Source organism: Rhizobium sp. Leaf306, from assembly GCF_001423425.1.
Taxonomy (GTDB): domain Bacteria; phylum Pseudomonadota; class Alphaproteobacteria; order Rhizobiales; family Rhizobiaceae; genus Neorhizobium; species Neorhizobium soli.
In genome coordinates this window covers 217,921-237,675 of sequence record NZ_LMNX01000005.1, presented here as the reverse complement: position 1 = coordinate 237,675, position 19,755 = coordinate 217,921, and the positions used below count along the sequence as shown (strand labels likewise).

General features: G+C 61.2%; 13 protein-coding genes. 6 read left to right on the top strand and 7 right to left on the bottom strand.

Going from position 1 to position 19,755, the window contains the following annotated elements; all coding sequences use genetic code 11:
* Positions 1 to 322 precede the first annotated feature (322 nt).
* A complete protein-coding gene (locus ASG19_RS21650; protein WP_062462586.1) occupies positions 323 to 859 on the bottom strand; it encodes a DUF2937 family protein in 537 nt (178 codons plus the stop codon).
* Positions 860 to 1,007: 148 nt separating this feature from the next.
* On the bottom strand, positions 1,008 to 2,261 hold the full coding sequence (locus ASG19_RS21645) for an FAD-dependent oxidoreductase (protein ID WP_062462660.1): 1,254 nt from the start codon (positions 2,259 to 2,261) through the stop codon (positions 1,008 to 1,010).
* Between the two features lie 109 nt (positions 2,262 to 2,370).
* Between ASG19_RS21645 and dxr the strand changes: the two genes are divergently transcribed.
* Positions 2,371 to 3,555 (top strand): 1-deoxy-D-xylulose-5-phosphate reductoisomerase, encoded by a 1,185-nt coding sequence (gene dxr, locus ASG19_RS21640; RefSeq protein WP_062462582.1) that lies wholly within the window; start codon positions 2,371 to 2,373, stop codon positions 3,553 to 3,555.
* A gap of 129 nt (positions 3,556 to 3,684) precedes the next feature.
* Here the strand turns inward: dxr and hemA are convergent, their stop codons facing one another.
* Positions 3,685 to 4,899 (bottom strand): 5-aminolevulinate synthase, encoded by a 1,215-nt coding sequence (gene hemA / locus ASG19_RS21635; RefSeq protein WP_062462579.1) that lies wholly within the window; start codon positions 4,897 to 4,899, stop codon positions 3,685 to 3,687.
* A 466-nt stretch (positions 4,900 to 5,365) separates the two neighbouring features.
* On the opposite strand from hemA, the gene ASG19_RS21630 reads away from it, so the two are divergent.
* The 5 genes from ASG19_RS21630 (at position 5,366) to ASG19_RS21610 (ending at position 14,992) form a co-directional block, all read left to right on the top strand.
* Entirely contained in the window at positions 5,366 to 5,629 is a 264-nt protein-coding gene (locus ASG19_RS21630) for a glycine zipper domain-containing protein (RefSeq protein ID WP_062462576.1), read from the top strand.
* 213 nt (positions 5,630 to 5,842) lie between these two features.
* On the top strand, positions 5,843 to 7,738 hold the full coding sequence (locus ASG19_RS21625) for an autotransporter assembly complex family protein (RefSeq protein WP_062462573.1): 1,896 nt from the start codon (positions 5,843 to 5,845) through the stop codon (positions 7,736 to 7,738).
* 17 nt (positions 7,739 to 7,755) lie between these two features.
* Positions 7,756 to 12,246 (top strand): translocation/assembly module TamB domain-containing protein, encoded by a 4,491-nt coding sequence (locus tag ASG19_RS21620; RefSeq protein ID WP_062462570.1) that lies wholly within the window; start codon positions 7,756 to 7,758, stop codon positions 12,244 to 12,246.
* A gap of 295 nt (positions 12,247 to 12,541) precedes the next feature.
* Positions 12,542 to 13,021 carry a chemotaxis protein CheW gene (locus ASG19_RS21615; protein WP_062462566.1) on the top strand — a complete coding sequence of 160 codons (480 nt, stop codon included), beginning with the start codon at positions 12,542 to 12,544 and terminating at the stop codon, positions 13,019 to 13,021.
* A 213-nt stretch (positions 13,022 to 13,234) separates the two neighbouring features.
* Positions 13,235 to 14,992: a PAS domain-containing methyl-accepting chemotaxis protein gene (locus tag ASG19_RS21610; RefSeq protein ID WP_062462559.1), complete on the top strand. Its 1,758-nt coding sequence runs from the start codon at positions 13,235 to 13,237 to the stop codon at positions 14,990 to 14,992.
* Between the two features lie 29 nt (positions 14,993 to 15,021).
* Here the strand turns inward: ASG19_RS21610 and fdhD are convergent, their stop codons facing one another.
* The 4 genes from fdhD to ASG19_RS21590 all read right to left on the bottom strand — a co-directional run bounded on the left by fdhD (position 15,022) and on the right by ASG19_RS21590 (position 19,744).
* Positions 15,022 to 15,870, bottom strand: a complete 849-nt coding sequence (fdhD, locus tag ASG19_RS21605) for a formate dehydrogenase accessory sulfurtransferase FdhD (RefSeq protein WP_062462557.1) — start codon at positions 15,868 to 15,870, stop codon at positions 15,022 to 15,024.
* Positions 15,870 to 16,754, bottom strand: coding sequence for a LysR family transcriptional regulator (locus tag ASG19_RS21600; RefSeq protein WP_062462554.1), 885 nt, complete (start codon positions 16,752 to 16,754; stop codon positions 15,870 to 15,872). Before ASG19_RS21600 ends, fdhD begins: the two co-directional genes overlap by 1 nt.
* 195 nt (positions 16,755 to 16,949) lie before the next feature.
* Entirely contained in the window at positions 16,950 to 18,074 is a 1,125-nt protein-coding gene (locus ASG19_RS21595) for a mandelate racemase/muconate lactonizing enzyme family protein (protein ID WP_062462552.1), read from the bottom strand.
* A 170-nt stretch (positions 18,075 to 18,244) separates the two neighbouring features.
* On the bottom strand, positions 18,245 to 19,744 hold the full coding sequence (locus tag ASG19_RS21590; RefSeq protein ID WP_062462549.1) for an aldehyde dehydrogenase family protein: 1,500 nt from the start codon (positions 19,742 to 19,744) through the stop codon (positions 18,245 to 18,247).
* Positions 19,745 to 19,755 lie beyond the last annotated feature (11 nt).

The following is a 19,755-nucleotide window of genomic DNA, read 5'->3' as shown; positions in this document are numbered from 1 at the left end:
AGAGGCAACCACCCATTCGCACGACCGTCATGACGACCTCCTCCGGAATGCGCTTCGTCTTTGTCCGGAACATCATCGTCCGGTGCTGGTTCCAATTGTAATTGGCCAACGTGTAGCGCCAACAGGTCAAACTCTTATACCAGTGTACGATGTCTACATATTGCGCCACGCCTTTCATTTCCCGAAGGCCGCTCCCCTAGCTGAGAACGCGCGCTTTCGGAAGGATGTCGCGTTTCTCCCTACGAAAACTCCGTGTTCCCGGGATTACGTTCTCGGAGATCTCGCCGTCCATTCGGGATCACCAATTCCGCACCCTCCTCGTCTATACTTGCGGCGTGGCCTGCTTGCTGCCGCGGTTTGTGCGAAATGGGCGGGTCGCCCCCTTGAGCACAAAACCGAGAATGCCGGCGAGCAGCCAGCCGGCGAAGAAGCCGCCGCCGGCCCAGATGAGGCCTGCGGCGTCGATCGGCACCGCCGGCACGTAGTCGCGCCAGGTATTGGTGAAGGTCATTGGGTCGGCGTTGCGCATCACCACGAATGGCTTGATCGGCAGCGAGGCCTTGATCAGTTCATCCTGCTGCGTCAGCAAAGTCTCGTAACGCTGAAAGATGCCGCGCATCGTGTCGCCTTGGTCGCGCAGGAAGGTTTCCGGCGAGCTCGAATAGACGTTGAGCGCTTCTTGCCGGCCAAGACCGTGGTGGTTGGCCTGGGTGTCGAACTGGGTGATCATCACCTTCAGCTCATCGAGCGCGCCGCCGATGCGCTGGCGGTATTGCTGGGCAAACTCGGGCGCCTGAGAGAAAAAGAGGCCGCCCAGTATCGCTGCAGCCATCGTCAGCATTCGTCCGAACATCAGCATCGCATCACCCCGTTCGTGGAACCCTTTCACAACGGGAGATACCTGGAAAGGTTGCGGGCAGGAATACTGGTGGCATTTTGAGGCGCCTCAAAGTTGCGCTTTACCCGCTGCGCCGACCTCGTCGATCTGAAAACCCACGGCAAACGGTTCAGGTCTTGCGGACATGCTCCATACGGAAGCCAAGGCCCATCAGTCGTCCCGAGAGATGGGCGAGAAGCGGAAAGCGGGCGATGCCGCGGATAAAGGCGGGCGGGCCTTTGCGTTTTTGCGCATCGCCCTCATCGCTGCGCCGGCTCGAGCGCATCATCAGCTGCAGTTTCTGCGTGGCGCGCGTCGGAAAGCTGCGGCGCTTTTCCACGGCCGCGAGATGCGCATCCGAGAGCCTGTTTTCCCGCAGCGGCTTTGCCAGAATGTTTGCCGCCGCCACCGCATCCTGGATGGCAAGGTTGACGCCAACGCCGCCGATCGGCGACATCGCATGCGCCGCATCGCCGATGCAGATCAGGCCGCTGCGCCACCATTGTGTCAGCCGGTCGATCCGCACGGTCAAAAGGCTGACGTCGTCGAAGGAGGAGATCTCCTCCATCCGCGCGGCCGGAAGCGGCGAAACATCCACCACTCGCTGACGAAAAGCCTCAATGCCTTTTTCGCGGATGTCTGCATAGGTCGTGCGACGGACCACATAGCCGCATTGCCAGTAGTCACCCCGGTCGATCAGCACCAGACCCTGGCTTGGACCGGCATGCCCCATCACCTCGTTCGGATCATCCTTCTGCTTGGAAAGCTTCATCCACAGGACTTCGCTCGGCTCTCCGAAGCTTTCGACGGTGAGGCCGGCCTTGTCCCGGATGATGGAATTGCGGCCATCGGCCCCGACGACGAGTTGCGAGCGGATGGTCAGCGGACCATCCGGCGTTTCGACGCAGAGGCCGGCAATTGCGTCCTTCTCCTCGATGAGCCCGGTTACCTTGGCATCCATGATCAGCTTGAAATTGGGATAGCTTTGCGCCTGCCTTGCCATGAAATTCAAAAAATCCCATTGCGGCATGAAGGCGATGAAACGGTTCTTGACCGGCAGGCGGGAGAAATCCGCCATGGTGATCGTCTCGCCGCCCATCTGCGCGGAAAGCTTTGGCGCCCTTGTGTGCGGCAGTGCCAGAAAGTCGTTGATCAGGCCGAGCTCTGTGATCACTTCCAGCGTCGAGGGATGGATGGTATCGCCACGGAAATCGCGCAGGAAATCCGCGTGCTTTTCGAGCACGACCACATCGACGCCGGCCCGCGCCAGAAGAAAGCCCAGCATCAGGCCCGCCGGCCCTGCCCCGGCGATGACACACTGGGTTTCGATCTTCTGGGTTTCGATCGTCTGGGTCTCGATCGTCTGGGTCTCGATCGTCTGCATATCCGTCATGACCTACCGGGCTCTTCGAAAGTTCGGAGTTGAGCGCTTACACTTGTGAGCCGCCGCTTTCTCTTTTAGACCAGCGGTCACCGTAAAGACAGGACATACCATGGCCGAAACCGGCAAGCGTCGCATCAGCATTCTTGGTTCCACCGGCTCGATCGGCGTCAACACGCTCGATGTCGTGAGCCAGCTTGGCGGGCGCGACGCATTCGATGTCGTGGCGATTACCGGCAACGCCAATGTCACATTGCTGGCCGAGCAGGCGATAGCCTGCGGTGCAGCGCTGGCCGTAACCGCCGATGATGCCCATTACGACGCGCTGAAATCAGCACTGTCAGGCACCGGGATCGAGGTCGCGGCAGGACGCGCGGCGCTGATCGAAGCGGGTGCACGACCGTCCGACCTGGTGATGGCGGCAATCGTCGGGACTGCCGGCCTTGCGCCGACGCTTGCTGCTGCGGAGCGCGGAGCAGACATCGCCCTTGCCAACAAGGAGTGCCTGGTTTCCGCCGGCGAACTCTTCGTTCGGGCGGTGGCCGAGGGCGGCGGTCGGCTGATCCCGGTCGACAGTGAGCACAGCGCGATCTTCCAGTCGCTGGAAGACGACCAGCACCATGCAGTCGAACGCATTGTTCTGACCGCGTCCGGCGGACCGTTCCGGACATGGAGCCGAGAGGAGATGGCCGGCGTCACGGCAGAGGTTGCCCGCGCCCATCCCAACTGGTCCATGGGGCTAAAGATCTCAATCGGCAGCGCCTCGATGTTCAACAAGGCGCTTGAAATCATCGAGGCGAAGCACCTGTTCAATATCAGGCCGGACCAGATCGAGGTGATCGTGCATCCGCAGTCCATCATTCATTCCATGGTGGGTTACCAAGATGGATCCGTCATTGCGCAGCTCGGCAGCCCGGATATGCGCACCGCCATCGGCTATGCGCTGACCTATCCCGAGCGGCCGAAGCTGAATGTGGAGCGGCTCGATTTCGCGAAGCTGGCAAGGCTCGATTTCGAAGCGCCGGACGAGGTTCGATTCCCGGCACTCAGGCTCGCCCGAACTGCCCTGGAGCGCGGCGGCGCGCAGGGCGCGATCATGAATGCCGCGGAAGAGATGGCGTTTCATGCCTTCTGCGCCGGCAGGATCGGCTTCCTCACCATGGCGGATGTGGTCGAAGACGTAATGGACGCGATGATGGGTCACGCTGCCACAACGATGGATGCCGTGTTTGCAGCAGACGCTGAAGCACGCCGCCGTGCCGACGAAATCATCGACAAACGGGAACTGGCCGCCTAAGCGCCGAAAGCCATCGGCTACGGCGGGACGGCCGCGTGATCAGACAAGTTCATTGCGTGATGTGAAGACGGGGCGACTTGGAGCGCCCGGCATCCCCGTGACACGCACGGGGATGAGGCAAACGTCGTGTCAGGCGACCTGGCGTGCCAATGCGCAGCGCGACCACAGCTGATGCAGCGAGCTGACCAGATGTTCCAGATCCGTATCCGTATGCAGCGGCGTCGGTGTGATGCGCAGGCGCTCGGTCTTTTTCGCAACCGTCGGATAGTTGATCGGCTGGACATAAACATCGCAGGTGTCGAGCAGGATGTCGGAGATCCACTTGCACTTGGCCGCATCGCCGACCATGACAGGCACGATATGGCTTGGGTTGTGCATATGGGGGATGCCCTGCTGATCAAGCATCATTCGCAGCTTCTTGACGCGATCCTGGTGACGCACGCGCTCGAACGGGCTTGCCTTGAGGTGGCGGATCGAGGCGATCGCGCCGGCCGCAAGTGTCGGTGGCAAAGCCGTGGTGAAGATGAAACCGGATGCGAACGAACGGATGAAGTCGCACAGCGCCGTCGATGCCGCGATATAGCCGCCCATGACGCCGAAAGCCTTGCCAAGCGTACCTTCGATGATCGTCAGACGGTCCATGAGGCCTTCGCGTTCGGCAATGCCGCCGCCGCGCGGGCCGTACATCCCGACCGCATGAACTTCGTCGAGATAGGTCATCGCACCGTATTTGTCGGCAAGATCGCAGATCTCCTTGATCGGCGAGATATCGCCGTCCATCGAGTAGACGCTCTCGAACGCGATCATCTTGGGCGCCTTCGGATCGGCTGCCGCAAGCTTTGCTTCCAAATCGTTCAGATCGTTATGCTTCCAGATCACCCGGTCGCATTTGGCATAGCGGATGCCCTCGATCATCGAGGCATGGTTCAACGCGTCGGAAAAAATGATCAGACCGGGGATCTTCTGGCCAAGCGTACCCAGCGTCGCCCAGTTGGAGATATATCCGGACGTGAACACGAGCGAGGATTCCTTGCCGTGAAGGTCAGCGAGCTCCTGCTCCAGAAGAACATGGTAGTGGGTGGTGCCAGAAATATTCCGGGTGCCTCCCGCACCCGCGCCACAGTGATCAATGGCCTCGTGCATGGCCTCGATCACGGCCGGGTTCTGGCCCATGCCGAGATAATCGTTGGAACACCAGACGGTAACCTCCCTCGGTCCCTCGGGCGTATGACGCGTCGCGCGCGGAAAACTTCCGCGATGCCGCTCGAGATCGGCGAACACGCGGTAGCGGCCTTCCGAATGAAGTCCGTCCAGTTCGCTTTTGAAAAATGCCTCGAAATCCATGTCACACTCCAGAACCTACCCCGGTTTTGGGTCCGGTTTCGCCATGCGTCAAGCCCGAATAGGTCAATTTGCCCCGACCTGCGGCGAAAAGTCCGATTTTTTGGAACAATTCCAATGAAGCGAAACTACCATTGAAATCTGCCAAAATCGTTACGAGTCAGGCGACCCCGAAAAGACGAAAGACTTTCCGAACAATCGGCTCGATCTGGCGTGATGCGACTTCCCCCACCTTCTCATCATTCCCCAAGTCGGCCAGCCGATCAATCCCCATTTCATACCGGCGAAACCTGACTGAAAGCGGATTTTTGCCACAGCTATCGAAGAATGAGATCAGAATGTGTCTTGCTTATATGGACTATTTGAAGAGCCGGCCTATTGTTCATCGGATGCACAAAAGCCCGGCGTGCGCACCTGCAAGGGTTTCGCCGGACACAATCAACCGGCAGGAACTACTCAGGAGGAATTCATGAAAAAGGCTTTGATGCTTCTCGTGCTCGGCGCATCTCTCGCGAGCTGCACCGCGACTGAAAAGGGTGCCGGTATCGGCGCTGCATCCGGCGCCATCATTGGCGGCGCAGTCACCGGTAACGTCCGCGGCGCAGCCGTTGGCGCAGCCATCGGCGGCGTTTCCGGTGCGGTCATCGGCAACGTGTCGGAACAGCCGGGCCAGTGCTATTATCGCGATCGCTACGGCCGTCGCTACATCGACGATTGCCCGCGCCGTTACTAATCGGAGCGGCGCTCGACGAGCTCCGCAAGACTGTGGCCCTGGAGCATGCTCCAGGGCTTTTTCATTTATGAAGACATACTTATCGACGAGACGGGGGTACCCCGTTAAACAATTTGCGGCTACACAAGACCAGGAGCTGGTCATGATGGCCGGGGCGGTGATAAGTCGGCAATAAGTTAGCGTATGCAGAACGTAAGCAGCGGGCGGAAGAAGATGAATTACCGGAGGACCGGTTCCGTCGCAGCGATTGCGGCCGCCCTTCTTTGTTCGCCTGCGCTCATCGAGAGCGCCTACGCTTTCAAGCTTTTCGGCATTACACTGTTTGGCGACGACGAGGACAAGGTCGAGGTGATTGACCCGGTCCGCTACGACGCGACTCTGGAAGCCGGTGATGCGGAGAAGAAACTCAAGGATCGCCTGGAAACCGCGGCATCGCTGATCGCCGACAAGGACGAGCCTGTATCCGGTGATCTTGGCATCGTCATCAAGGCCCGCGAAGACCGGGACCGCCTGGTTGCTGTTCTTTACGAAGAAGCCCGGTATGGCGGGGTCGTCCGTATCTCTGTTGCCGGAACGGATATCGACGCGCTGCCACCCAACCCCACCTTCGACCACTCATCACCCGTTCCCGTGACGGTTCAGATCGAACCCGGTCCGGTTTTCAAACTTGGCTCGGTACGGTTCGACAAGGATGCGGCCGGTCGCAACCCCGCGGACTACGATCTGGAGCCTGGCGGCGAAGCTGGTTCGCGCGTGATTCTGAAGGCCGGCGAAAAGCTGCTGGTCGACGTCAAGGCAGAAGGTCGACCGCTTGCCAAGCTGACCGAACGGCAGGTAACCGCCGACCATCGCACCAACACGGTCGATGTCGTGCTTGGCGCCATCTCGGGCCCGATCGCACCGTTTGGCATGGTCACGGTCAAAGGCTCGCGCACGGTCGACCCAGCCTTCATCAAACGCTATTCCCGCCTCGACAAGGGCGGCCGCTATTCACCGGTGCAGCTGAAAAAGGCCAATGACCGGCTGCGCGAGCTCGGCGTGTTTTCGAGCGTCACGATTCAGGAATCCGATGCTCTTGCACCGGATGGATCGCTGCCGCTGATGATCGAGGTTTCGGACGGCAAGCAGCGGTATTTCGGCCTTGGTGCCGAATACTCTTCGCTCGATGGAGCGGGTCTCTCGGGTTACTGGGGGCATCGCAATCTGTTTGGCCAGGCCGAATCGCTGCGCGTGGAAGGCAAAGTCTCCGGCATCGGCGCAACGACCGACGTCACCACATTCGACTATTCCGCCGGTATCGTCTTTACCAAGCCGGGCTTTCCCGTGCCTGAGGCAACGTTCGAATCGCGCCTGGAAGCCAAGAGCGAAAATCCAGACGATATCTACGACGCGCAGTCGATCGCCTATTCGGCCGGCTTTTCCTACGAACTCAACGACACCGACAAGCTCACCGCCGGCGGTGAAGTCGCGTATATTCTCGCCGACGATGCCTTCGGGAAGAATGAGTACCTGACGTTCAGCGTGCCTGTCGGCTTCGAACGCGACGCGCGTGACAACAAACTGGACCCAACCGAAGGTTACCGCGCAACGCTTTCCGCCAAGCCTAGTTATGAGTTCTTCAATCAAAGCATTTTCTCGTCTTTCGAGGGCTCGATTTCCGGGTATCTCGGTTTGGGTGCAGAGGATCGGGTCGTGTTTGCAGGCAAGCTGAGTGCGGGGACGCTGGTCGGCGCCGACGAGCTGCAGGACATCCCAGCCACCAGGCGCTTTTATGCCGGCGGCGGCGGATCGGTGCGCGGCTATTCCTATCGCGAAATTTCGCCTTATAACGGCGATGACGAAGCGCTGGGCGGACGATCCTACACTGTGGCCTCTTTTGAAATGCGCGTAAAAGTGTCAGATAGCATCGGCATCGTACCGTTTCTCGACGTCGGTACGGTTTCGACCGAAATCGTGCCCGATTTTTCTGATATAAGAGCTGGAGCGGGGATCGGGTTGCGTTACGCCACTCCTTTCGGGCCGATCAGGCTGGACGTCGCGCTTCCGTTGCGACGCTATGACGACGGTAGCCAGTATGGAATTTATGCCGGCATTGGCCAGGCATTCTGAAAGGTAAAGTTGCCAGCATGACGCTTTTCGTTCGCCTGCTGAGATGGGTCTTCAAGGCCGCGATTGCCGCGGTCGGGGTCCTTTTCGTCATGGCGCTCGGCGTCGTCCTGTTCGTTGCATTGACGCCGTTCGGCGGAAACATTGCGGCAGAGCGGATCTCGGCGCTGGTGTCCACCCCGGACCGCAAGGTCAGTTTCTCTCGACCGGAAGGTCTGCTGTCGGGTGATCTGCGCATCGACAGCCTGACGCTGTCGGACAAGGACGGTGCCTATGCCGAAATCGGCGGCATCGAGGTCGACTGGTCGCCATCGGCACTGGTCTCCGGCGTCTTCCGCGCAGACCGGGTTTCCGCAACGACCGTGAACTTCATTCGTCCGCCGCAGCCGGATGCGACCATAACGACGCAGAGCACGACAAAGTCGTCCGGCTCGCCGCTGCCGGTCGGCATTCGGGTCGCGCAGATAGATCTGCCGGATATCAACCTGTCGCAGGCCCTCTCCGGACGCGATTTTGCGCTGTCGGTGAAGGGCTCGATCGATGCGACCGGCCCCAACATCTCGCTCAAGCTGGAAGCAACCCGCAAGGACGAGATGGATGCGAAGGCATCCGCAGATATCGTCTACGCACCGTCGGAAAACCGCCTGCAGCTGAAGGCCTCGGTCTCCGAACCGCAGGGCGGACTGCTCGCCCGCCTGTTGCGCCTTCCCGGCGCTCCTGCCGTCGCATTGGGGCTGGATGGCGAAGGACCTCTCTCGAACTGGGCCGGCCGTCTCGTCGGCAATGTCGATGGCGCACCTGTCATCTCCGTGGACGGCAAACATGTCCTGGTCGACAACGGCGCACACCGCGTGGAAATCATCGGTGGCGGCCAGCTTGCAACGCTGATGCCGCCAGCCTTCCGGTCGCTGGTCGAAGGTACAACGGACATCAATGTCGCCGCCATCTACGCGCCTTCGGGTCGCGTCGACATCCAGCGCGGCGACCTCACCTCCGGCGCCGTGAAGATTACCGCCAAGGGCGCATGGGACCCGAACGGCGACAACAGCCTGACGGCCGGCGTTTCCGGCACCAAGGGCCCGGTCTCGATCGCGTGGCCGATCAACGGCCAGGAGAGCCGCTTCTCCATTGATACGATCAATTTCACCCTGACCGGCGCCGCAGCCTCTGCTCGTTTCAATGCGACGGCAGCGCTGAATTCCGCAGAGCTTCCGCAAGGCCGGTTCGGCCAGGTGCGGCTACAGGCTGAAAGCGAGGATCTCGACCTCATCCAACGGGCCGGCAGCATCCGCAGCCGCCTCACGATTGGTCAGATGAGCTTCGTCAATCCCGACCTCAACCGTGTGATCCGCGGGCCGCTGACGCTCGACGCACCGCTTCGGCTGGCACCACCGGCGATCGGCCTGGATGCAGCGACGCTCGAAAGCGCCGGCATCAGCGGTACGGTCAGCGGCGCATTCGATACGTCGAAGCAGACAGTCACCGGCAATTTCCGCATTTCGACCAATGCCTCGGTCCTGCCGCCGTCGCTGGCACCGAAGTTTGAAGGCGCAATTGCCGCCGAAGGCTATGTCGACGCCTCCTCGGCAAACCGCATCAGCCTGGAAAACGTCACGCTGAAATCGAACGCACTCGAAGCCCGCGGCAACGTGCTCTATGAAAACGGCACGCTGGTCAGCCACCTTGCCGGACGCCTTCCGGACATCAAGCGCTGGCTGCCGGATGCCGAAGGCGCCGCAGGCTTTGACATCACCACCAGCGGCCCCACCACGGCACTGGCCGTCAAGGCCGTCGTCAACTCCGCCGAGGCAAGGCTCGTCGGCCGCAAGCTCGAAGATCTGAGCTTCACGATCAATGGCACCGCCAATCCACAGGCGCCGCAGGGCACGATCGTCGCCAAGGGCACTCTGGACAGCCAGCCGATCCGCATCAATGCCGATGTGCAGTCGGCGAACGGCCAGACGTCTGCCCCCAATATCGTCGCCGAAATCGGCCCGAACCGCCTGAACGGCGCACTGACCTTCTCGCCGGAATTCCTTCCCACCGGGGAAGTCACCTTCAACTTCCCCGATGTGGCACTTCTTGCCGCACTCGCAGCCCAGCAGGCGCAAGGCGACCTTCGCGGTTCGGCGACCTTTGCCAATGTCGACGGCAAGGCGAGCGCTGTCGTGAAGGCCGAAGGTTCCTTGCTGAAGCGAGGTGCTATCGAGATCGCCCAACCCAAGGTCGACCTGACGATACCGGACCTAAAGGCGATTGCGGCTGCCGGTTCGATCAGTGCGGCGCGCATCGGCAGCGGCACCAACGTCATCGATAACATGCAGTTGGGTATCACCCACGGTGGTACGACGACGGACTTCAAGCTGTCCGCGACCTACGACAATGCGCCACTCGAGGGTGCCGGCGCGATCCAGACCGCGGACGGGCTTGCTGTCGAGATCAACAGCTTCAATGCGACTCCGCGCAAGATCCCCGTACGCCTCGCTGCCCCAACCCGGATCGTTGTCGAGAACGGCAACGCGCGGTTTACCGACTTTACCATTGCCACAGGCAACGGCCGTCTGTCTCTGAACGGGACCGCCGGCACGGCGCTTGATCTTTCCGCCAAGATCACGTCCCTGCCGGCCAGCCTGATCAACACGTTCGTACCCTCGATCAATGCAGCCGGCGTCATTTCCGGCACGATCAATGCAACGGGCACGACCTCTGCCCCGGCGATCAAATATGATTTGGAATGGAGTGATGCACAGCTTCGCCAGATGCGCGACGCTGGCATCGCACCCTTTCGACTCCAGGCTGCCGGAAGCTTCGCCGACCGTACAGTCACACTAGACCGCACCCGTCTCACGGGATCCGATGGTCTGGAACTGACCGCCGACGGACGCGTGATCCTCAACGCCGACGGCGCGCCGGCGCTCGACATCAATGCCCGGGCCAGATCTGTCCCGGCCAGTCTCGCAAATGCCTTCGTACCGGGCCTCGGCGCAAAAGGCGCGATCTCCGGGACCGTGGTGGCAACCGGAAGTCCCCAGGCGCCGGCCGTTCGTTACGATCTGCGTTGGGCGAACGCCTCCGTCAGCCAGTCGACATCCGCAGGCGTTGCTTCGGTGGATGTGACTGCCAAGGGTACCTATGAGGGTACGCGCGTAACCGTCGACCTCGGTCTTACCGGCGGCGGCGGTATTTCGCTCACCGGTGGCGGCGCAGTCTCGCTCGAAGGCGACAAGGCGCTGAACCTCAAATTCGATGGGCGCTTTCCGTTTTCCATACTCGCGGGCCAACTTGCCGCCCAGGGCTTTCTCCTGACAGGCACCGGCAATGTCGATCTCGGCATTCGCGGAACGGCCAAGGCACCGCTTCTCTCAGGCAGCGTCACCTCCTCAGGGGCGAAGTTCGTCGATGCCAGGCGCAATCTCGCCATCAACAATCTCGCTCTCAACGTTCGGCTCGACGGCACCCGCGCCACGATCGAGCGGCTGGGCGGAACGCTTGCAAGCGGCGGCACCGTCGCCGTGACAGGCTCCGTAGAGACGACCGAGGGCTTTCCGGCCGATCTGCGCATCGTCCTCAACAAGGCGAGCTATGCGGACGGAAACCTGTTTGCGGTCACCGCTGACGGAGATCTCACGATCAACGGCACGCTGCTGTCGGGCCCGGCGCTGAAGGGCAAGGTGTCGCTGACCAAGGCTGCAATCACCGTGCCGGCCCGGCTTCCGTCATCACTGTCATCGATCGATATCCGCCACCGCAACGCCCCACGCGACGTTGTGCGCCAGATGGAGGAAATCCGGCCGAAAAGCGCAAAGGGTGCCAGCGAGCCGATTGCACTCGACCTGCAGATCCTGGCACCGAACGGTATCTTCGTGCGAGGCCGCGGTATCGACGCCGAGCTCGGCGGCGACCTGACGATCAGGGGCGACGCAGTCACCCCTGTCATTTCCGGTGGCTTCGACATGCGTAGAGGCCGTATTGTCATCCTGTCAAAGCGGCTGGACTTTACCGAAGGCAAGATCACCTTCGGCGGCGGTCTGGTACCGATCCTCGACATGGAAGCAAACACGAGCTCCGGCCAGACGACGATCACGGTGAACATTACCGGCGTTGCCAACGATCCGACGATTTCCTTCTCCTCCGCCCCTGCCCTGCCGCAGGACGAGGTTCTGGCACGACTGATCTTCAACCAGTCGATGTCGCGTCTGTCGCCGCTGCAGATTGCACAGCTGGCCGATGCCGTGACCCAGCTTGCCGGCGGGGGCTCGACGTCGCTGCTCGAAAAGCTGCGCAGCAACCTCGGCGTCGATGACCTCGACATCAGCACAGACGATACGGGCCAGACGACGGTATCGGTGGGGCGCTACATCAACAAGCGCACCTACTTCCAGGTCGAGCAGGGCGGCCAGAACGGCGCTCAGGCCACCATCAATCTGGATGTCGGGCGTGGCGTCAAGCTGAAGGCCGGCGCCGGCAGCGAAGGCGGCACCGCAGGCGTATTCTACGAAAAAGAATACTGACCAGGTGACGTAGAGCCACCCACAGCCCACCAGACGGGAAACATCCGACTGCCCTGAACGTGGCCGGCAACCGGGCGCAGCAAGAGCTGCCCTGCCTGCGGAGACATGCCAGAACATTAGCGAACTGGTGAGCAAGTTTAGAATTGCGAAATACTCTTCGCATACAGTTAGCGAATTGAAACTTGCCATACGGTTTGCAGCACCGTTGCGGAAAGGTCAGCAGCGCCAGCTGAAAGCCTTGAACCGGACCTGCCGCTGTCGCCGTAACGGCCTGCACGAACCGGGAAGAACTTTGATGTCCGCGACGATCAACTCGAAGACTTACAGTGGCGATACGCTTGAGATCATCGCCTTCCGCCTTCACGATCAGGAGTTCTGCGTGAAGACCACCACCATCCGCGAAATCCGCGGTTGGGCCCCGTCGACACCGCTCCCGCATGCACCGGCCGACGTCATCGGCGTCATGAACCTGCGCGGATCCGTCATCCCGATCATCGATCTGGCCTTCAAGCTGGGCATGAAGAGCACTGTCGCCAACGAGCGGAGCGCGATTGTGGTCGCCGAGGTGCATAACATGGTCATCGGCATGCTGGTCGATCGCGTGTCCGACATCCTGACCATTCCCGCAAACACGGTTCAGCCGGTTCCGGAAGTCTCCGCTTCGTTCGACAAGTCATTCTCGGAAGGCATCATCGCCAACGAAAACGGCATGATCTGCTTCCTCAACCTGTCAAAGATGTTCAAGGGCACCGAAGTCGAAGAACTCGCTGCCTAAACCATCCCCGCGATTTGAACAAAGGCCGCATGACTTAGTCATGCGGCCTTTGTCGTTTGCTTCGTAATACTTTCTCACAATCAGGTTTCATCCATCACTTTTTAATATTTATGCCTTCTAATATTACCCCGGGGCGACGACCATCCCGCTGTTGGGAAAAGGCGTCAAAAGTACGCAGCCAAGTGTCCGACGCGGCGCGGCAAGGGGATAATCATGCTGGGATTGGGTAAAGCCGGGGATGTGGCGCGGATCTTCGACGCCATATCGCGTTCGCAGGCCGTTATTGAATTTGATCTGACCGGCACCATCCTGGATGCCAACGAGAATTTCTGCCAGGCGCTGGGGTACACGCTCGCAGAAATAAAAGGCAAGCATCACCGCATGTTCTGCGAGCCCGCTTTCGTTGCGTCCGACGAATACCGCTCTTTCTGGAAAGACCTCGCTGCCGGCAAGTTCGAGGCGCGGGAGTACAAGCGTATCACCAAATCAGGCGGGGAAATCTGGATCCAGGCCTCCTACAACCCGGTCATGCGCAACGGCAAACCATACAAGGTCATCAAGTTCGCGACCGATATCACGGCCACGAAGCTGAAGGCAGCCGATGACGCGAGCAAGCTTTCGGCGATCAGCCGGTCGCAGGCCGTCATCGAATTCACACCACAGGGCGAAATCCTCGACGCCAACGAAAATCTCTGCAACGCTGTCGGCTACGATCTGGCCGAGATCAAGGGACGCCACCACCGGATGTTCTGCGAGCCTGGCTATGCGGCGTCACCTGCCTATGCGGAATTCTGGAAGAAGCTGTCGGAAGGCGAGTTCATTGCCGACGAGTTTGTCCGCTACGGAAGGGGTGGCCGCGAGATCTGGATCCAGGCCGCCTATAACCCGATCCGCGATCTCAACGGTAAGGTCACGAAGGTCGTCAAGTTTGCAACCGACGTGACGCCGCGCATGAACGCAATCGGCATGCTGAGCAAAGGCCTGCGCAATCTCGCGGACGGCAAGCTTGACCAGGCACTCGATACGCCCTTCGTGCCGAGCATGGAAACCACCCGAAGCGACTTCAACGAGGTCGCCGCCAAGCTGACCGATGCCATGCGTACCGTGGCGCAGAATGCGGCCGGTATTGCCGCGGCTTCAACCGAAGTCCGTGACGCATCTGGAGAGCTCGCAAAGCGCACCGAGCAGGCGGCAGCCGCGCTTGAGCAGGCCGCAGCAGCCCTTGAGGAAGTGACGCGCACCGTCACCGATTCCAGCAGCCGCGCCGACGAGGCCGGCAAGCAGGTCAGGGCCACCAAGGAAAATGCCGAACAATCCGGCCTTGTCGTCCGCAGTGCCATTTCGGCGATGGACGAAATCGCCGCCTCGTCGAACGAGATCAACAACATTATCGGTGTAATCGACGACATCGCCTTCCAGACCAACCTCCTGGCCCTGAACGCCGGTGTCGAGGCGGCGCGCGCGGGTGAAGCGGGCAAGGGATTTGCCGTGGTTGCTCAGGAAGTGCGCGAACTTGCTCAGCGTTCGGCCAAGGCCGCCAAGGAAATCAAGACTCTGATCAACACCTCGGCACATCAGGTCTCCAGCGGTGTCGAACTGGTCGGGCGCACCGGCAGATCATTGCAGGAAATCCTCGTGCAGGTGGCAAGCATCCATGAAAATGTCGGCGCGATCGTCGAGGCATCCCGCGAACAGGCAACCAGCCTGCGAGAGATCAGCAGCGCGGTCAATCACATGGACCAGGCGACCCAGAAGAACGCCGCGATGGTGGAGGAAACCACCGCTGCCAGCTATTCACTGGCCAACGAGGCCGATAGCCTGAAGGCTCTGCTCAGCCAATTCGATATCGGCTCCGTCACCTCACAGGTCCGCAGGCCGGAGTCGAACTATATGCCGGCAGCAGCCAACGTGGCGCCGCTGCGCATGGTTCAAGGCAATCTGAAAACCGCCGGTGGCTGGGAAGATTTCTGAGACACCCTCAAGAGCAGCCGGGGCGGCGTTCAGGCAACCTCGGCTGGCTCGAAACGGATCCGGTGCGGATGCGTGAAGATCTCGAAATCATCGCCGCGTGAGAGTGCGACAAGGGTCATGCCTGCGGCGTCCGCCGTGCGGATGGCCAGTGCGGTCGGCGCCGATATGGCGATCAAGACAGGGGCACCGAGAATGGCGGCCTTTTGCACCATTTCTACCGAGATGCGGCTGGTAACGACGACGACGCCTTCGGCGCCCGTGCGGCCTGCGCGCATCACGGCGCCCGCAAGCTTGTCGAGCGCATTGTGCCGACCGACATCCTCGCGCACCGCAACCAGTCCCTCGCCGAGGACGTAGAAACCGGCTCCGTGAACCGCGCGAGTCTGGGCATGCAACGGCTGGGCGGAATTGAGCGCGTTGCTGGCACGCGCAATGTCAGCGGCTGACAGAAGCATGTCGACACCGGAGACATCAGGCACCGGACGCATCGCCTGCTCGATCGATTCGATGCCGCAAAGGCCGCAGCCGACGGGTCCTGCCATATGGCGTCGTCTGGCGCGCAGAGCATCTTCCTTGTCTTCGGCAAGCGTGACCTGAACATCGAGACCGTCGCCCTCCTGGAGCACCTCGATCCCTTCAATCTCGGCGATGGAGGCAATGATGCCTTCCGTCAGTGTGAAACCGGCCGCGAAGTCCTCGAGATCGGCAGGCGTGCCCATCATCACCGCCTGGGTTGAGCCACCGTAGGAAAAGGCGATCGGCACCTCTTCGGGTACGAACCGGCTCGTTTCCTTGACGAGCCCATCGCGATAGGACGTTTCAGCCAGCGAAACGGTCGGCGCGATGCCGCCCTTGTGTTCATCATTCAACGTGGACATCAGGACTTTCCGAGCAGGCGCGCCTCGTGGAGCAGCGCTGAAACCAGTGGCGTATTGGGTTCGCGATGCGGAGCGACAAGACCAACCGTATGGCTGACATGCGGCTCCACGATCGGAATGGTGCGAATATTCTGCGAGAAACCGAAGGACTCGGCCACGTTCTGCGGCATGATGCTGGCCCAGCGACCGGTACCGACATGCGCCAGCAGCGTGACCATCGAATTGGATTCAAGCATCGGCCTCGCCGTCACGCCGGCTTCCGCGAGGTGCTGGCTTATAATCCGGCGGTTCTGCATATCCGGCGTCAAAAGGCAGAGCTGCAACCCGGCCATTTCGGTCCAGGTCACCTGTTTACGGTCGGAAAGAGGCGTGCCGTCGGCCGTGACAAGATTGTAGCTTTCTGAATAGAGCGGAATGCTGACGACACGACCGAGCGGCTCGTTGTCGAGATAGGTAATGCCCGCATCGATCTCGAAGTTGTCGAGCTGTGTCAGGATCTGCAGCGATGTGCGGGACACGACCGAAAACGTTACATCCGGATACCGGGTCTGGAAGGGTCCAGTCAGGCTGGGCACCATGGCAAGCGCCGTCGGGATGACGGCAAGACGGATGTGGCCCGCAAGACCCTTGCGGGCGGCGCGCATTTCCTCGCGCATCGTGCGGGCATCGCCCACAATGCGTTTTGCCCATTCCAGCACGCGCTGTCCCTCGGGCGTCAGGCCCTGATAGCGCGACCCGCGCACCACGAGCTGGACGCCGAGACTGTCTTCGAGGTGCCGGATCGCCGCCGACAGGGAAGGCTGGGCAATGCCGCATTCCTCGGCCGCGCGACCGAAATGGCCTTCCCGTGCCAGCGCAATGAAGAATTCCAGCTTGTCGATCAAAGCCCGCTCCCACACGATATGGCTCTGAATTGCCGGAACTTCCGGCGCCACATCCTATCAAATCACTCTGCCGGCAACTTATAGCGGCAAAAGAAATCGAATGCGCAGGAGATTTCGGCGTCGTCAATCACCTCTTCGTTGGTCGACGCTGGTAGACCGCAGGCTCTGCGAACTCAGGGTGTAGACGGCCTGCGATCAGGCAATCCGGGTTGACGCGAGACGATCCTCTTCCAGCACGATGCCGAGACCCGGCGCATCGCCCAGTTCCAGCCAGCCGTGACTGTGCTTCAGCGGCGAAGCCATTGGATAATCCCGCCGCGCCCCGCTCCATTCCGGATTGTCGTAAGGGTATTCGAGGAAAGGCGCGTCCCCCACGCCGGCAGTCAGATGCGCGTTGGCGAGCACGCCGATTCCGTTGGTCCAGCTGTGCGGCGTGAACGTCACGCCCGCCTCCCGCGCCTGATAGACGAGCCGCCGGCAACCGGTAATTCCACCCACCAGCGCCACATCCGGCTGGATCACGTCGAACGCACGTTCCTCGATGATATCGCGGAATTCCGAGAGCTCGCGGGTCATCTCGCCGCCCGCGATCCTCACCGACGTCGCCTCCTTCAACGCTCGCATGCCCTTGCGGTCGGACCGGAACAGCGGTTCTTCCATCCAGTAGATGTCGAGCCTTTCCAGTTCCTTCGCAACCGCAAGTGCATCCTTGAACGTCCATGGCAGTGTCGTATCCCAGGGCATGCGCCAGCCCTGATTGCAGTCGACCATCAGTTCCAAGCGATCGCCGACGCGGGCACGGATCGCTCCCAGCGCCTTGATGTCATCCCGCCAGCTCGACCGTCCGCCGGCAGAGGACGAGAAGCGCACCTTCATGGCCGGGAAGCCTTCCTCGACATAACGCTCCGCCTGATCCGCCATCGCCTGGGGATCGCGCAGCACGCCCGAGGATGCGTAGAGACGCACCTTGTCCGAGCGGCCTCCGAGCATGCGCCAGACGGGCTCTCCATTGATCTTGCCCGACAGATCCCAAAGCGCCAGATCCAGCGGCCAGCATCGGCCATAGTGAAAGTTGATATGTGAGAGCACCTCGTAGTGCCGCTCCAGATGACGTGGGTCCTGGCCGATGAACAGGTCCTCGTGACCCTCGAAACCCTTCATCAGGTCGCCCGACCCGATCCCCTCCCGGCCCTCGTCGTCCTTGACGCGCACGATGGTGGCGTCGAAATGCCGCCGCGGCCTGCCATCCCAGCTCGCCTTGAACGGCGGATCGAGCGGCAGCCGGTGGTGGGTGATCTCGATCGATACGATACGGCTCATGGCTTTCCTCCGCTTATGGTGCCGGACTGACGAAGACCCCTCCCCACCCTCCCCACGAGGGGGAGGGCTTTAACCCGCCGCAACGCCGGAGATCAATTCCAGACGAGCGACCGCCACGAGTCTTCTCCCCCCTTGTGGGGGAGATGGCCGGCAGGCCAGAGAGGGCCTTCCTACCCAAACTGCTGCCAGATGGTTTTGTAGTCGCAGTATTTGTCGATCGCATGCACCGAACGGTCGCGTCCGAAACCGGATTGCTTGAACCCGCCGAACGGTGTCGAGAAATTCGCCATGTCGTAGGTGTTGATCCACACGGTGCCCGCATGGATCGCTTCCGAAACGCGGTGAGCCCGATCCATGTCTTTGGTGAAGACCGCGCCGGCCAGACCGTAGATCGTATCGTTGGCAATCCGGAGAGCTTCTTCCTCCGTATCGAAGGGGATCACACCAAGGACGGGTCCGAATATCTCCTGCCGCGCCAGGCTCATGTCGTTGGTCATGTCGACAAAGACACCGGGCGAGATATAGAAGCCGCCCGTCTCGGAAAGCACGCGTTCGGCGCCGAAGACGCGTTTGGCACCCTCCGTCTCTCCGGCAGCGATCATGCCGAGTACTTTTTCCATATGCGCTTCATCGATCAGCGCGCCGATCTGGGACGAAGGCTCGAACGGATGGGCCAACGCGATGTCGCTTGCCGTCACCGCCTCGATCTTCGCGATCAGCCTCTCTTGAACCGAGCGCTGAACCAGAAGGCGGGTCGAGGCATGGCAGGTCTCGCCGGCATTGTAGAAGCATCCCCAGGCGGCGGCAGATGCTGCGGCATCAAGGTCTGCATCCTCGAACACGACGATGGGCGACTTGCCACCGAGCTCAAGCGCCACGCGCTTGACGTTGGATTGGGCTGCATACCCCATGATCAGCTTGCCGACTTCGGTCGAACCGGTGAACGCGATCATGTCCACATCCATATGCAGCGCCAGCGGCTTACCCGCCTCTTCGCCGTAGCCGGTGACGACATTGAACACGCCGGGGGGAAGACCGGCCTCCACCGCCAGTGCCGCAAGCCGGAGCGCCGAGAGAGACGACTGTTCGGCCGGTTTGAGGACGACGCTATTGCCGGCCGCGATCGCCGGGCCGAGTTTCCAGGCATCGATGATCATCGGGTAGTTCCAGGGCGTGATGACCCCGATCACGCCGAGCGGCACTTTTCGCACCAGGGCCCGGGCGTTCGGGCCGGTCGGTGCTATCTCGTCATACTGCTTGTCGATCATTTCGCCGTAATACTGGATGCCATCGGCGCAGAGGCGGACATCGACATTGAGCGAAGCCAGAACCGGCTTGCCGACATCGAGCGTTTCGAGCACCGCAAGCTCTTCCGCATGGGCGCGGATGAGTTCGGCCCATCGGAGCATGACCTTCTTTTTCTCGAGCGGCTCCTGTTTTCGCCAGACGCCGCTTTCGAAGGCGGCGCGGGCCGAACCGACCGCCGTATCGATATCGGCGCCGACGCCGCGCGCGAGCGGCGTCCCCGGCTTGCCGTCCATCGGGCGCGGACGGGTAAACGTCTCGCCTGATAGTGCCGGGCGACAGTCGCCCCCGATGAAGAGGCGGCCTTCAAGCTTGAGCGTGGAAAGCGCGCTTTCCCAGTAGTCGCGGGTATAGGTCGTGGTCATCGGAGTGTCCC